Origin of the sequence: Chitinophaga sp. YR573 (assembly GCF_900110995.1) — a bacterium.
Lineage (GTDB): Bacteria > Bacteroidota > Bacteroidia > Chitinophagales > Chitinophagaceae > Chitinophaga.
The window spans coordinates 1,387,749-1,402,872 of the sequence record NZ_FOJF01000002.1 but is presented as its reverse complement, the minus strand read 5'-3'; the positions used below and the strand labels follow the sequence as shown (position 1 = coordinate 1,402,872).

Genomic DNA, 15,124 nt, shown 5'->3' with positions numbered 1-15,124 from the left:
AAATTACGGCTCTATGAGCAAGATACGCGTAATTATCACAGGAGCTACCGGTATGGTAGGCGAAGGCGTTATGCAGGAATGCCTGTTAAATACTGATGTAGAAGCTGTGTTGTCTGTCAGCAGAAGACCTTCCTGTGTTGTACATCCTAAGTTAAAGGAGATTGTACACTCCAACTTTCTCGATCTCTCCTCTATTGAAAATCAGTTAAGTGGTTATAATGCCTGTTACTTCTGCCTGGGTGTTTCTTCTATAGGTATGAAAGAGCCGGAGTATACCAAAATGACTTATACCTTAACAATGCATGTGGCGGAAACGCTGAGTAAGTTGAATAAGGACATGGTTTTCTGTTATGTATCCGGTGCGGGTACTGATAGTACAGAAAAAGGCAGGTCTATGTGGGCAAGGGTGAAAGGTAAAACAGAGAATGATCTGATGAAATTACCTTTTAAGGCGGTGTATAATTTCCGGCCCGGATATATGCATGCGGCCAAAGGCGCCAAAAATCTGATACCTGCTTATAAATATCTCAGCTGGATGTACCCTATACTTCGCACGTTCTTTCCCGGGGCTGCTTCTACCTTGAAAGAACTGGCATTGGCGATGCTGAGTGTAACATTATATGGAAGTGATAAACATATCCTGAGTGTGAAGGAGTTTGTTACGCTGTCGAAAAAAGTTCAATAAATATAAAAGCTCCGTTAGGAGCTCCGTGTTTGTAGAAAAATTAATCTTCTCTTTAATAGACTCCGTAGGAGTCTCCTAAGTCGCGAATATTAGGGGACTCCTACGGAGTCTGTGTTTTGTTGTTTAATGTATTGCTACAAACACGAGGCTCCTAACGGAGCCTATTACGTATTTATAACAAAACATAATAGGCTCCGTTAGGAGCCACGTGTTTGTAGTGTATTCGGCTTTAAGCCAGAGAGTGCATTTGTCAGTTCTTCCTGTTGATGTTCATCTATCGCACCTTTCATAATAGCATCCAGTGCTTTTTGTCTGGATAATGTATCTAACATTTCATTCTTCACAACAGCTAACAGTATATCGAATCTTTTCTCTACTCCGGGGCGCAGATAACCATCCAGACTTAAACGTACCAGTTCCCTGTCATTATCGTATAATAAAACATCTTCCAGCGCAGTAACTACCTGTGGGTAAAGTTCTGCTACATTAGCCAAAATACCGGCACAGGTTATTCTGAACGGAGAACCCGGTTCTGTTAATTCAGTACAAAATACATCTACCAGTTCCGGATGACGGGATACAGATAATGCTTTTACCTGGTTAAAAAGGATTTCCCTGAGAGATTCATCCCTTTCTTTTTCAAAGAGAGAAAGAACCGGAGCAAGAATGGTATCAATTTTTACCTTACTGATAAGCAGACTCAGTACCTTTTTACGTTGTGCCGTATTAGGTAAGCCTTTGACACTGCCGATCAACTGGTTGTTGATATATTCATCCCTGCCGGCGTAAGGGGTCAGCAGATCTGTTAATGTATTGAATTCTGTATCCTCAAATACACCGGGATTGTTAGAGAAAGCACCAGCCACAGCTTCCCTTATTTCACGGATGCGCATAACAGGCTTCAGCATATTCAGCAGCGTAAGCCTTACTCCTGCCGAACGTTCTGTAGATAATAAACCTGCCAGTTCCGTTAACTGCTCATTGCTGAGTTCAGGCAATTCATTCTGCAGTTTCAATGCGTTCTGACGCACTACCTCATCTCCATCCTGAGTAGCAGACCAGAACAACTGGGTAATGACATCCGCATTCCATGGTTTTATCTTGCCTAAAGCTGTTAAGGCTTTATCACGGGCATATGCATCATTATCAGTGCGTAATATACTAATGAGCATAGGCGCGTACTCATTATTCAGCAGTTTTGCCTCTGACAAACGGGAAAGAATACGGAAGCGGATCTCCCGGTCATTTTTAACATCCAGATAAGGTTTGAGTCCTTCTACGATCTTTTCCGTCCATACCGTACATTGCTCTGCCAGTTCTAAGGCCTGCAACTGTAATACGTTAGGTGAGTTTACGTTTTTCAGCAAAGCTGCCAGGGCAACTTCTTCTGAAACGGCGGGTAATGAGCTGATAGCATCCTGCACAACTATCCTTTCCTGTTCACTCAGGGATTCATCTGCGCTTAGAGAAATGAAGAAAGCAGCCAGGCGCTGGTCCTGATGTAATCCATCCTTCAGACGGGCTAATAAGGACGTTCTGATATTCCGGTCTTTCTCTGTTTTAAACAGTTCCAGTAATGCATCAGATAAGGCATTGAGGTCGGTAAAACGGGAAGTATTCAGTCCGGAGAGGAACAACACTAATCTGTCTTTCGTTTCCTTGTCTTTCGTAAGCGGCAATACTTCCACCAATGAGGTCAATACTTCGGGAACGTGCAGGTTTTGTGAAGCCAGTTGTATAATCTGTGCTTTTATCACCTGTTCTGAATGGGGGCTTCCTAATACCTTACGAATCAATGCCGGCAGGGAATTCTCCGCCTTTTGTGTAGTGTTTTCCATTAAAGTCTTACAATGGGGATTTTAAATAGCTGTTATCGCCTCAATTTTTTCGATGGCAATAAAACAACGTTTATTATCAGTAGTTCTTATTTCTACAATTCCGGGATGGAGATTGCTGACGATTCCACTCAGAACTGCATTAGTAATGAATATATTAACTGGTTGCTGTTCCTGTTTGTTAATCTCCAGCAAATCAGAAAAGAGGTTTACAGATGGCATAATTAATTGGATTTTTCACATGATATGATGTCCCAGGTCTCAAATATAACTAAAAAGAAAAAGCCCTCCATTTCTGGAAGGCTAAAGGGGGTGCAATCAAAGGTACATCGGTTTTCATGGACAAGTAAAATACCATCAGCATACCTTGATATGCAGTCAGTTATATAATAATGTCTTAGGTCTTTTATGGTGGAATCATTCGTTGTATGAAGATGACACAAATATAAGTTGAAACTCATATTAATAAAATACAACTAAGCGGCTATTTTTCTTAACATTGGATAATCCCCGCCACTGGCTTATGTTTAAGGCCGCGCCCGCTATTAAGTATTGATAATGATTAGGATAGTTGCTTATTTTTCCTTATCTGCAGACGAATGAATTTAAATGACATAAGCAACAATCCCAGCCCTATATAACCCATTGCGGGTAAAAATGCATCCCAATCAGCTAATTGTGCAGATCCGGGATCATTTTTATCATAGTATAAGTTTACTTTATCACCTATGAAATAAGTAGAAAAATAGGATTTGCCCAGAATTAAAGTATGCTCATTACCATCTGCCGGATAATAAGTGACTATAGGAGCATAACTGTAGGTATAAGCCGCATCCTCCGGACCCGATGACCTGGTTCGACCATAGCGGTCTGCATAATGATGAAACGGTTCGTTATAAGGCCCGTTTGTTTCTATTCTCGAAACCTTTCCTTCTACAGGTAAAGCATGGGACCTGAATTTGTTTATCCTGTAAATATTGACTATCCCGGATGACAGCATGATCATCCCGAATACAAAAAGGAGATTGGCTATAGGTTTGAAGGATTTAATCATAATTATTACATTGCCAGTAACACCGCTACATAATGGCAAATGGCTGCTGCAAATACCAGCGCATGCCATACTGCATGTGTATATTTGTATTTATCCCACACGTAAAAGAATACGCCAATAGAGTACAATCCACCACCTACGGCCAGCAGAATGATCACAGGTAATGGCAACTCAAGGAAGAACCTCTTTCCTCCTACTACCATTATCCATCCCATGAGTAAGTAAATAGCTGTGGAAACAATATTGTATTTACCTGTGAACCAGGTTTTGAATAAGACACCAACAATGGTTAATCCCCATAACACAGACAAGAGGCTAATCCCAAAAGCATTATTCATATATATCAGCAGGAAAGGTGTATAGGTACCTGCTATCAGGAAGTAAATACTGATATGATCAAAGATCTCGAAGATCTTTTTAAAAGCGGTTTCCTGGGAAAGATGATACGCTGTAGAACAGGTAAACAATAACAGGAAGCAAAAACTATAAATACCAGCCCCTACTACTCCGGCTACATTGCCATGTGCGGCAGCCAGTCCTGTTAAAACAGGCAACCCGCCCACACCGAATATAATACCTAATCCATGAATCAATCCATTGACAATCTCCTGTTTACGGCCGTATATTTTTGGTTCTTTCACGATTTAATCTTTTACGGCCGGTAATATAGGATTTAATTCTATATCAATCTATGACTTATCATTTCTTCAGCAAATAGGTATCAATTGCCACACCTATTGCACTGGTTTCCTCAGTGGCATTGTCTGTACCAGCTTTGAACCAGTGATTAGCACCTTCATTATCCTCTTTCAGCTCCAGTTGTATATCCCCTCCTACCAGGTGAACGGTGAAATGGGTTGGATCCTGTTGCTCTACCAAAACGGTGTCGTTGTTATAATCAATTTTAAAGGTATTCATATAGTTCGTTTTATATGTATACACAATCATTGTGCCTGCAATTAGCCGGAATGGCATAAACAATGTTACATTTGTGGTTATGGCTGATGATTTGCAGGTTATTGAACAAACTAAGAACTGGATCAAAGTATTGGTAGTTGGCTGCAACTTCTGCCCATTTGCTTCGAGAGTTGTAAAACAACAGTCGGTCCATTACCAGGTGGAACATGCTATTACTGTAAGTGCAGGCAAAGATGCTTTGCTGGCAGAATGCAAACGCATGGATAATGATGCATCCATTACCACAATGCTGCTTATCTTCCCCAACGCATTTCCTGTATTTGCGGAGTACCTTGATTTTGTATTTAAATCAGAGAAACTGATGAAACAACGGGGATATGATGGAATTTATCAGTTAGCCAGTTTTCATCCGCTATACCAGTTTACGGACACGGAAACCGAGGACCCGGAAAATTATACGAACAGGTCTATATATCCCATGTTGCATCTGCTACGGGAAGATGATATTACTAAAGCGCTGGAACATTATCCCGATTCATCGAAAATACCCGAAAGCAATATCAACTTTGCAAGGAGTAAGGGCACGACTTATATGAAAATGCTGAGAGATAGTTGTATGTAATTATCAGGGCGCAAACCATATCACCCTTGCACTCTTGCGTTTTCCATTCTTTTCCACTTTCATTGTTACGAAGATATTATTTTCCTTATCATAATCTGATACGGTAAATATGGCCATATTATGAGTATCCGCTGCTGGTTTGCCGAACATAAAGTTCCTGGCAGGCAGATCGTTTGTACCATCCAGTGAATAATAGAAGCCATCACATTCGCCCAGTGAGCGAACCGTTGTAAGACGACCTTTTTTTATGTTTGCTTCATTCTCTTCTACATCATTTAAGATCACATATTTTTTATCTTTTCCATCCAGGTAAAGTAAAGATTTATACTGGTCCCCTTTTACCAGTTTCTGTGGCAGGGACACCCTGTCTGTCAGGTAAAAAGAAGATACTTCAAAGTAGCGCATTACCTGTGATTTAGGTATCAGGCTGCTGTTTAATTCCTTACCGGTTACATCAAAAGTGGCTATAGCCGCATTATCGAGGTAACAGTAAATGTAAGTGCTGCCATTCAAGGGTGTTACCACAGAACGGGCCAGTTCTTCGTATACAACTGAAAAACCACCGTCATTGTCAATGAATAACTGTTGAGGCATACCCGTGAATACCTCTTTTTGCCCGAAAAGCTCCTTTTTACGGGCATTTGCTTTTTCAGGATATATGTTTACTTCCTTCTCTGCTTTTTGGGTGTATGGGTCCAGAATGGCCAGGAAACCGGCATACTGATCCTTTTTGTTACCCTGGAAATGAGAAGCTCCCAATAAGAGTAGTTTTTTAGTAACAGGATTGAACTTTACAGTGGCACTGTCTATGATTTGTCCATCTCTTACAGGTACGTCATTCGAGATCATATGATCTACGCCTTTGTCGAGATTAGACATGACCAGTTGTCCGTCTTTATAGTCATCGGCGATCTGGTCATATGCATATCCAAAGATGCTTATTTTCTCTTCGCCCATTACAGCCATATCCAGGTAATCGAAGAATCTGTAGCGTGAAAAAGGTGGTACGTAGAATCCTTTGTTCACCTCTTTATGCTTCCCATCGTATAACACTACTTCAATGGCCCTTTTATCGACAGAATTATCATTGTTGTGCAGGACTACCAGCCCATAATAATCGCTGTTGGGATCTTTGCGCAGGAAAAAAGAGGAATCCGGTCTGTATTCAGGGATGATGGACCTGAACTTTGAGGAGTACCTGTTTGCTTCTGCAATCCTGTCTGCGTCTTTCAGCTCTCCGGTGTTGCCATCGATCTGTACGCGGTATAATACGGGTTGTTTGTCGTTGATTTCACTGATGAAGAGTACGGCTTCTCCGGCAATTTCGAAAATACTATTGATGCGAAACCCCTGTGATCTGCCTCCCAATGATGGTTCCAGGTGTTTTTGCACTCTCCGGACATGCTCCGAATCATAGATGCTTACATCAATCGTTTCATCCTGAGAAATATAGAGACAAAGAGTATTGCCGTTTTTCATCTGGAGGATTTTGGCATAGCCAGATTCTGGTTCATTGAATACCGGGCCTTCGGCTACAACTTTAAATTGCGCAAAGGCAAATACCTGTAGTAAGGTAAAAAAGGATAATAGGGATAGCGTTCTCATTAGGCGATATGATATTCAGTCTACCAAATATACTCTTTTTTATGAATATCAAAGAGGTATATTAACAGCACCTAAGAGCGCGGCATTCTCATCGAGCGTTGACAGTACAAAAGAAATATTCAATCCTTTTCTGTTTAATCCTTCCCGTAATCCGGGGTTAAACAGGTGATATGTTTGTGCGATATTACCACCCAGCAGCACCCGTTCAGGTACTTTATCCAACGTACTCAGAAACAAAGCGAGGTTAGTACCAAATTCATGAAATACGGTGCGGGCATGTATATCTGATAATAAAGCAATTTCCTTTACGTTAGCTACCTGCCTGCCACTTATTTCATGATAACGTTTTACCAGCCAGCGGGAACAGAAGTAATCTTCTGCTTTTGCTTCCAAAAAGGGGAGATCGAAATAGGAACCATCACTGACAATGCCATTTTCTGCAATGGCAGAGCCAAAGCCCGTACCGAGAGTTAGACCTGTTACATTTAATTCACCTTTTACTGCGCCACTGAAAAGTTCTCCGCGCAGGAAACAACTGGCATCATTGGCCATCTTTATATGCTGTGACTGTATTTGTAATTCAGCCGCCAGCAGGTCCTTTACATTCAGTCCATACAGCGATTCGTATTTATGTAAACCGGTAATGAATGAAATACCGCTCTCATAATCGAAAGGGCCAGGCATTGCGATGCCAATCTTATATGTGCCGGTGGCGGCAGCCATACTTTTCTTTATCACCTCCGCCCAGTTGCAGATGATATCTTCAGCACTGCCATTGGCATCTATATGCGTACGATAGTATGAACCCGCAATCAGTGTTCTGTTTTCCAGATCAATGAGTGCGGTGGTAATATGTGAGCCTCCTATATCTGCGCCTACTGCAACGGAATGGTTCAATGTATTAAGTTTTTCCAATGGCTTTGAATTTGCTCCAGGGATTTGCCCTTGGTTTCCGGAAGTAATTTATACACCGCGATAAATGCCAGCAAACAGAACAGGGCAAAGAACCAGAATGTTTCTGCAATACCCAGCGAATGTAATAACATCGGCGTTAACTGCCCGACTATCGTATCTGCTATCCACATGACCAGAATACTGAGAGATAATGCTTTTGCACGGATGCTATCAGGGAAGATCTCTGCTGCGATGACAAACTTTAACGGGCCGATAGAAAAGGCAAAGAATGCCAGGAAAGACAGTACACAAAGCAGTAACAGGATACCACTGGTTGCTCCTGTATAGAAACAGATGCCTGTGAGTATAAGGCTGATAGTGGCGCCTGCCGTTCCCCACAGATAAAGTGGTCTCCTACCCAGGCTATCTACTTTCCAGATAGCGATGAGCGTGAACAATACATTCGCTGCACCGAAAAAGAGCTGACTTAGTAATGAATTGCTTAAAGTGATACCTGCTTTTAATAAAATGGTTGGTCCATAATAGATGATGGCGTTGATACCACTGAACTGCGAGAACAGGGGTAACAATATTCCTATCAGTAAAGCCCTGCGCAATGCAGGTGTTAATAGTTGTTTATAGCCGGTATCTTCTGTTGTGGCTGGCCTTTCCTTTAGCCAGCGGGGGCTTTCTGGGATGAGGGTTAATCCCAGCAGGAATAAAACGGCTGGCAGCATACCTACGCCAAACATCAAACGCCATACATTTTCAACGCTTAGTTTTTGCAATAAACTGTTGCTGAGATAAGCGCTAAAGATCCCTATGGTGATGGCCAGCTGGTAAAAGGTAACCAGTCGCCCTCTTTTATTATCAGGTGCAATTTCTGAGAGATATAAAGGTACTACGCTTGAAGTGATACCTACAGCCATTCCACCCAATATGCGCGCAATGATGATCAGAGAAAAGTCTGGCAGGAAAGTACATCCCAGTGCTGCCAGCAGGAAAAACAAGGCAGACAGGAACAAAGTCTTTTTCCTTCCGAAGCGGTCGCTGAGCGTACTGGAAAAAAGCACACCAATGATACAGCCTACCAGGGCAGAGGAGACGAACCAGCCTTCCTGGAAAGAAGTAAGATCAAACTGTTTTTGTACCAGTGGTAATACGCCTGATACAACCGCCATATCAAAGCCAAACAGGAAGCCACCTAAGCAGGCTACCATTGTCGTTAATACCAGTTTGTTAGATTGTTGTTGCATGGAATCTGTTGAAAGTATAATGTTCTTCTTTTAGAAATGCTTTAATCACTTTAGCCCTTTCTTTTCCTTTATTACTGATCACACATTTCCCTGCGGCGGCAGGTATCACAAAGGTTTCTGCGTACTGGTAAACGGCTTGTCCGTTAATAGCTACAGCAGTGCCTTCAACAAGCATCATTACAAGACAACAGCCATTGGTTTCTACCACTATTTCTGTATCAAATTCCAGGCGTTGTACATCATAGAAATGATCTTCGTGTGTAGGTAAGTGTATGATCTGCCAGTCTTTTCCTGCTTCTATTACCTTTGGCACTGACAGTAATTGTTTGGTCACTTCAGCACCCTGGCGACTAAAATCCAGGTTATTAAACGCATGTGTTATGTTGATGGCCCTTGGTTTACCATCCAATCCCAGGCGAAGCCAGTCGTACATCTTAAAGGTAAAGATATATGGCGTAGCACTGATCTCCAGTACCATATTATTAGCACCGGCGCTATGTACAGTTTTATTGGGGATTAAGAAAAGATCATGCTTACCTGCGCTATGCTTTTGTACATACTGCTCAATTTCCAGGGGCTTGTTGTTATCCCTGCTGTTCTCCAGTTCTTTTCTGAATGTATTCGCATCAATACCTTCCTGAAATCCAAGATAAACATAAGCATCTTCTTTACAATCAAGGATATAATACGTTTCATCCTGTGTGATGGTTTCCCCGAAATGTTCGCGGATATAAGCCAGGGATGGATGGCATTGAATAGACAAATTTCCGCCATCGAATGTATCGAGAAAATCAAACCGGATAGGGAATTCGTATCCGAAGATGCTGGCATGTTTACCAAGAATAGCTTCGTGCTGTAAATACATCATCCATTCAAATGGCATTTCCAGTATGTTGCTGCTGCTTTCAAACAATACACCGTTTTCAGGCACTATCATTTCGAATGACCAGGCGTAATTAACTTCTTCTTTGTTAAGTCCTGCTATATGTTCTTTCATCCACTGTCCGCCCCAGGCACCGGGTTCAAACCAGGGTCTTACTCTAAATACGGAACGGGAGATCTGTTCAATTCCTTTTTTTAAATCGGACATTGTGATCCAGGTGATGGTATCATACCACTGCGCATCTGCCATGATATATATCCTGTCCAGCAGTGTACGTTTATATTCGTTCAGTATTACCCAGTCTACGAAATAAGAACGTTTGTACATTTCTGCATGTGCGGTAGTACTCTTGCTTCCCAGATTGGTAACAGATCCGGCACGCATACGATACTGTAACTCGTTTTTAGCGATATCCAGGTATACAACAGCTGCTTGTTGATTAGTAAGTGCAGCTCCTGTACCTATTACAATAGTTAGATCATAACCGGGGTCAGTGTCAATAGTTGTGGGGATGAAAAAGTCACTTAATGTCAATGATGTTTTCGTCCCCCACACTTCACCTGGTTCCCCAATAAATGGTTTCACCAGTTCATCAATTACAACGGCATCTTTATACAGGTTATCTGTAAAGTGCCAAAGAACATTCACATGCAATCTTTTAAACTCTTTGTCCAGTGCATCGTAGATGACAGTCCACAATATACCTGCATAACCATCTATCAATACCAGTTTCTGTGTGGTCATCCATTTGGCAAGACCTGCATATCCTTCATGAATTTTATCTTCTTCCAGTGAATGAAGAGGGTAAATATTGTATCCGTTTTGTTGTTGTTTCTCCGCTACGTGGACAGGTAATAAAGGTTGTCCTGACTGACGCCATTCGTTCTTAATTTCCATTGCTCTTATTAGTTGCTACACGAATCATTATCACACCTCTGGCAGGTATATCGAATGTGTTGTTGAGAGTATTTTTATCTTCTTCCAGCAAATTGCTTTCCCATACATCTAGTTTGCTTTTACCTGTTAAGGTAATGCTGGCTGGTTCATCCAGTACATTTACCAATTGCAGTAGTACTCCCCTCCCATCTCTGGCCGGGTTCATATTCTCTACATATACATTCTTTGCATTGATATTGAAAAACAGGGATTCTTCTGCCGGCCCTGCAGCAGGGGTCACTACCAGTGGCTGATGGTTTTCCAGTCCGTACCGGTTAGCCTGTTCTGCACTATAAGCATTATGTGCCTGCATATAATAATGGAAAGTAGTGATCCCTTCCTGGTCTCTGCGAAAATTGGTATGCCAGAGGTTATTCATCACCCAGGAAGAAATAACCGGTTGCTGTTCTGTGAACTGTAACCAGTGTTTAGGATCATCCAGACTACCTAATAATCCTCCTGTTGTATACTGACCGATTTCAAATAAAGGAGCATCCGGACTAGACCAGGTAATACCAAATTCTTTGTTGGAAACATCCACCCATCTCTGCATCGTATACCAGTTCCTGTTAGCATGTTTCAACTGGTCAGCTTCAGCATTGATACTTCCCCATGGAATGTTGTACCGCACCTGTGCAGCTGGTACACGGAAAGGAAAAGCAAAGTGAACACTTTCTTTATCACCAATAGCTTTTTTATCGATAGTATTGATCAGTTCTATGTTATCGATACCTGCTGTTAATCTTATTTCACGGGTAAGACTGTTGGCTCCCGGAGCAGAAGAGGATACCAGCAGACTAACTACCAGCGGACCTTTTTCTTTAATACTGATAGTGGCATCGCCGGGATATTGGATCTTATCCGGGGCATCGTCCGGTAAGTAAGTATATTGATTGAGACCTGTAGAATCGGCGAGGTTACGGGTATTACCGTTCTTTTGTAATTGAGTGATATTACCGGTTTTAGGATCCAGTGTTATCGTGTAAATACCATTCTGCAAACTGTTCTCTTTTGCTGTTGCATGTGTAGTTGAATAAGCAGATCCTTTCTGAATAGTAAAACGTTGTTTTGAGTAAGCAGGGAAATGTTCTACTACTATGGCCAGTTCTCCTGTTGATAAACGCTGGGAAGAGATTTTTTTCCCTTTATTATCTTTTACCAGGTCTCCTGCGGTGCTTTGTGCAGCAGGGATAATAACCAGGCCGGTACGTTCTACGGATAGTGTGTTGTATATATCTATGGAATTGGGAATGTTCTCTCCTTTTGCAGCATCCGCCAGTAACTCTTCCGCCTGCGCTTTACCATTCAGCGCAAAGGCCTGTTTGTACTTCCACTGAGAAACCGCTTTTGGATCTTCTGGTTCAGACACACTGTTATACGCTCCCCAGGTATGCTCATTAAACATCACAATATTCGTCCATGCCTTATCAAAGGCATCAGCAGGATATGCCTGTTTACCACGTATTGCCCAGATAGCACCAGCTTGTTGCAAATGATCAGAAGCATTTCTGTTTATCCCCGTTTCCCGGGCAGCAGAAGCAATACCATCTGTCCAATACTCAGTATAATCTCCGGAGACAGAAGGGATCTGATCTTTATAAGCAGATTCAAAGTCCTGGAAGAACTGTTTCACTGAAGTAATGACCAGTCGCGGTGAAGCATAATGTTCATTCCATGCCTTTACAGCATCCGGTAATTCAGGATCTATAGGAGCGTTATCACTCATTGCCCAGGTGAGCAACGTCATGTTATATGGAAAATTCTTCTGATCCAGTTTTGCCAGGTAGTTAAAGAGGTAAGGGTTGAGGAAATTCTCTGAAGGCTTACCCGTATAAAAAGGCTTAGGATCTTCTATTGTAAAGAAATTGGGAATCTTGCTGCCCTTCAGTGCATAACCAATAGAATAGGGAGAAGATTGCCAGAAAAGCAGCTTTTGTTTACCTGAAGGGGAAGTCCAGTAAAATGGCTTATCCCGCCATGAATCTGCTGTGCCGATACGATCGGAAGCATTAGGTGCACTAAGGAAATATTTAATACCTGTAATATCGGCCTGACTAGATAATCCCCAGGAAGAACCGGGAACATCTCCCTGAAACATTGACGCTATCCGTATGCCATGTTCTTTTGCAAGACGGGTACCTGTGGCGAACATATGCATTAACTGAGCAGGACTGGTAGCGCTGGTATTGATATTACCATAAGCACCATCCAGGTTAATCCATCCATTCTTCACAGCATCCCAGAAAATCTTTTTCTTCTCTTCAGAAGCACGGGCCAGATAATTATCTACTACCCATATAGCTTCTGTATTCCATTTAAAACGGGCTTCAGCAGGATAGTTCTCCGAATGTTGTCCGATCCTGATAGCCTCATCAATATTATTCATGTGAATGGCCAGCACTTTCTCCTGTACATTGGTATAACCTACGTCTACATGGGAATGCGGCATGATATATACATTCCATTTACGGGTAGGTGATACCATACAACGGGCAGTATATGTCCGGCCGTTTGTCTGGTAACTGATACTTAATTGTGTATCTTCTTTAACAGGCGCACCAGGAACAGGCAGTTCATAGTATCTAAGCCCGGTATCGCTGGCAGCTACATCCAGACTATCCCGTAAGCCATTAAAAGAAAGATAGACCTTACCAGGAGAATAACTGTTACCACCATGAAACAGTAGCCGGACCATCCGGCTTTCTGCTCCTTTATATTTCAGGTAGGCTATAGTAGGTTGCAGTTCTATAGAGGTGAATGATTGTTTTACCTGTTGCCCATAAGACGTAAGACAAAACAAGCAGCTGTACAATAACATCTTTATTTTCATAAAAATCTTTCTATGTACAAACATATATACATAACCTCATGAATGCAAATAAAATTCTCCTGATAAGGTCTATACTTTATCTAACTAATTATATATCAATACTTAAAAACCCGTATTATTCGGCAACACATTAGGATTGACATCGCTTTCCTGCTTTGGAACCGGGAATAATAACTGCTTTTCGGCGAATGTTCCGCCAAAAACGGTAGTATGTCCTACAAAGTTATCCCAGGCACCGGTCACATCATTATGTACTTTCCGGGTACGGATCATATCAAACCACATTTTGTTCTCATAACACAGTTCAAAGTAGCGCTCCAGCCATACTTCCTGTTCAAAAGCTTCCTGTGACAAGGCTCCTATTGGCGCCAGGGTTGCACGGGCACGGATGGCGTTTACATAACCGATAGCCGCCGCATTGGGAGATCCTTCTGCACGGTTGGAAGCCTCTGCATACATCAGGTACACATCTGCCAGACGGTACAATGTGAAGTTAAGATCAGACTTTGCGGTATTCGTTACAGCGTTCACATCAAACCATTTGTAGATGTACGGGCCACTGAATGTTTTGATCCCGGTACCATCGATCTTATTATAGCTTGTATAAAAGAACTGTTTCTCTGCTACCCTTTTATCTCCTGCAGGGAATGAAGCAATGAACTGTGGTGTCGGATACACAGAGCCATATTCATCAGAATATTTGGAAATACCTGCATAGTTTGGAATAGTCAGGGAAGTAAGTGGATTAGTAGATGGAACAGAAGCCGCATACTGTACCTGGAAGATAAACTCACCTGTATTTTTATTAGCAGGATTGATCATATCTGTGTAATTCGGGAACAGGGAAAAACCACCATTCTGAATAACAGCCAGTGAACGTTTAGCTGATTCTGCATAAAATTCCTGTCCGCCATTGATAGCAGCTCCTGCATAAGTAAGATATACATCTGCGAGGATAGATTTTACAGCGCTCATGGATACACCACCGGTAGTATTGGACCATGCCAGGGTAGATTGCTCTGCTGCCAGCAGATCAGGTATAATGATGCTGTCATAGATCGCTTTCGCAGGAGTACGGTGAAGATTCAGGTCAAGTGTAGTAGGAACAGTTGTTACCTTAGGCACGGCGCCATACATCCTTACCAGATAGAAATAATACAACGCCCTCAAGGTATGTGCTTCTGCCAGCATATTAGTTTTAGCTGTATCTGCTACAGAACTGATAGGCGGAATGCTTTGTAATGCAAGATTACAGGCACCTACTCCCAGGTATAAATGCTGCCACCAGGTGTCTACATAAAAGGAAGTGGCATTATAACTCAGGTTCTGAAAATTGACAAAGCCGGTTTGTCCAAGATCACTATTCGCTTTACCGGTCATAAATTCCATCAGGTTATAAGTATTACCGCCATAAGAACCGCTCTGTCCATTTAAAAAGCCCTGCAGATCGGTATAACAACCATTCGCAAAACCACGTGCTACTTTAGCGCTGGAAAGATTTGCATCCGGAGATATAAAACTCGTAGGATGTTCTTCCAGGAACTTTTTACAGGAGAAGTTCAGCAGGATCAGTGCTGCTATAATTATATATTTTGACGTTTTCATT

The 15,124-nt window shown here is 42.0% G+C and carries 13 protein-coding genes; 2 read left to right on the top strand and 11 right to left on the bottom strand.

The annotated features are described in order from the left end of the window. Positions 1-13: 13 nt before the first annotated feature. On the top strand, positions 14-685 hold the full coding sequence (locus tag BMW86_RS25415) for an NAD-dependent epimerase/dehydratase family protein (protein WP_089785299.1): 672 nt from the start codon (positions 14-16) through the stop codon (positions 683-685). 197 nt (positions 686-882) lie between these two features. On the opposite strand, the gene BMW86_RS25410 is transcribed toward BMW86_RS25415, so the two are convergent. The 5 genes from BMW86_RS25410 to BMW86_RS25390 form a co-directional block, all read right to left on the bottom strand. Beyond that, a complete protein-coding gene (locus BMW86_RS25410) occupies positions 883-2,523 on the bottom strand; it encodes a HEAT repeat domain-containing protein (protein ID WP_089785296.1) in 1,641 nt (546 codons plus the stop codon). 21 nt (positions 2,524-2,544) lie between these two features. Beyond that, positions 2,545-2,742: a hypothetical protein gene (locus tag BMW86_RS25405; protein ID WP_089785293.1), complete on the bottom strand. Its 198-nt coding sequence runs from the start codon at positions 2,740-2,742 to the stop codon at positions 2,545-2,547. Between the two features lie 340 nt (positions 2,743-3,082). Next, positions 3,083-3,574, bottom strand: coding sequence for a DUF3592 domain-containing protein (locus tag BMW86_RS25400; RefSeq protein WP_177189388.1), 492 nt, complete (start codon positions 3,572-3,574; stop codon positions 3,083-3,085). A gap of 5 nt (positions 3,575-3,579) precedes the next feature. Beyond that, the gene (gene trhA, locus BMW86_RS25395) at positions 3,580-4,215 is read right to left on the bottom strand and encodes a PAQR family membrane homeostasis protein TrhA (protein WP_089785291.1); all 636 of its coding nucleotides are present in this window, start codon (positions 4,213-4,215) and stop codon (positions 3,580-3,582) included. A 58-nt stretch (positions 4,216-4,273) separates the two neighbouring features. Further along, positions 4,274-4,492 (bottom strand): hypothetical protein, encoded by a 219-nt coding sequence (locus BMW86_RS25390; protein WP_143056690.1) that lies wholly within the window; start codon positions 4,490-4,492, stop codon positions 4,274-4,276. Positions 4,493-4,571: 79 nt separating this feature from the next. Here BMW86_RS25390 and BMW86_RS25385 point away from each other — a divergent pair, with 79 nt between their 5' ends. Beyond that, positions 4,572-5,114: a DUF1415 domain-containing protein gene (locus BMW86_RS25385; protein ID WP_089785287.1), complete on the top strand. Its 543-nt coding sequence runs from the start codon at positions 4,572-4,574 to the stop codon at positions 5,112-5,114. Between the two features lie 3 nt (positions 5,115-5,117). On the opposite strand, the gene BMW86_RS25380 is transcribed toward BMW86_RS25385, so the two are convergent. From BMW86_RS25380 to BMW86_RS25355, 6 genes are all read right to left on the bottom strand, one after another. Further along, positions 5,118-6,719 (bottom strand): hypothetical protein, encoded by a 1,602-nt coding sequence (locus BMW86_RS25380; protein WP_089785285.1) that lies wholly within the window; start codon positions 6,717-6,719, stop codon positions 5,118-5,120. A gap of 48 nt (positions 6,720-6,767) precedes the next feature. Further along, positions 6,768-7,634: an ROK family protein gene (locus BMW86_RS25375; protein WP_177189387.1), complete on the bottom strand. Its 867-nt coding sequence runs from the start codon at positions 7,632-7,634 to the stop codon at positions 6,768-6,770. Next, the gene (locus tag BMW86_RS25370) at positions 7,613-8,869 is read right to left on the bottom strand and encodes an MFS transporter (protein ID WP_089785283.1); all 1,257 of its coding nucleotides are present in this window, start codon (positions 8,867-8,869) and stop codon (positions 7,613-7,615) included. The genes BMW86_RS25375 and BMW86_RS25370 overlap by 22 nt, the downstream gene beginning before the upstream one ends. Continuing rightward, entirely contained in the window at positions 8,853-10,649 is a 1,797-nt protein-coding gene (locus BMW86_RS25365) for a class I mannose-6-phosphate isomerase (protein ID WP_089785281.1), read from the bottom strand. The genes BMW86_RS25370 and BMW86_RS25365 overlap by 17 nt, the downstream gene beginning before the upstream one ends. Further along, entirely contained in the window at positions 10,639-13,518 is a 2,880-nt protein-coding gene (locus BMW86_RS25360; protein ID WP_255373004.1) for a glycoside hydrolase family 38 N-terminal domain-containing protein, read from the bottom strand. Before BMW86_RS25360 ends, BMW86_RS25365 begins: the two co-directional genes overlap by 11 nt. A 102-nt stretch (positions 13,519-13,620) precedes the next feature. Further along, positions 13,621-15,123, bottom strand: coding sequence for a RagB/SusD family nutrient uptake outer membrane protein (locus tag BMW86_RS25355; RefSeq protein ID WP_089785277.1), 1,503 nt, complete (start codon positions 15,121-15,123; stop codon positions 13,621-13,623). Position 15,124 lies beyond the last annotated feature (1 nt).

Coding starts and splice junctions, on each gene's coding strand:
- BMW86_RS25415 (WP_089785299.1), top strand. CDS start 14: ATGAGCAAGATACGCGTAATTATCACAGGAGCTACCGGTATGGTAGGC.
- BMW86_RS25410 (WP_089785296.1), bottom strand. CDS start 2,523: ATGGAAAACACTACACAAAAGGCGGAGAATTCCCTGCCGGCATTGATT.
- BMW86_RS25405 (WP_089785293.1), bottom strand. CDS start 2,742: ATGCCATCTGTAAACCTCTTTTCTGATTTGCTGGAGATTAACAAACAG.
- BMW86_RS25400 (WP_177189388.1), bottom strand. CDS start 3,574: ATGATTAAATCCTTCAAACCTATAGCCAATCTCCTTTTTGTATTCGGG.
- BMW86_RS25390 (WP_143056690.1), bottom strand. CDS start 4,492: ATGAATACCTTTAAAATTGATTATAACAACGACACCGTTTTGGTAGAG.
- BMW86_RS25385 (WP_089785287.1), top strand. CDS start 4,572: ATGGCTGATGATTTGCAGGTTATTGAACAAACTAAGAACTGGATCAAA.
- BMW86_RS25380 (WP_089785285.1), bottom strand. CDS start 6,719: ATGAGAACGCTATCCCTATTATCCTTTTTTACCTTACTACAGGTATTT.
- BMW86_RS25370 (WP_089785283.1), bottom strand. CDS start 8,869: ATGCAACAACAATCTAACAAACTGGTATTAACGACAATGGTAGCCTGC.
- BMW86_RS25365 (WP_089785281.1), bottom strand. CDS start 10,649: ATGGAAATTAAGAACGAATGGCGTCAGTCAGGACAACCTTTATTACCT.
- BMW86_RS25360 (WP_255373004.1), bottom strand. CDS start 13,518: ATGAAAATAAAGATGTTATTGTACAGCTGCTTGTTTTGTCTTACGTCT.
- BMW86_RS25355 (WP_089785277.1), bottom strand. CDS start 15,123: ATGAAAACGTCAAAATATATAATTATAGCAGCACTGATCCTGCTGAAC.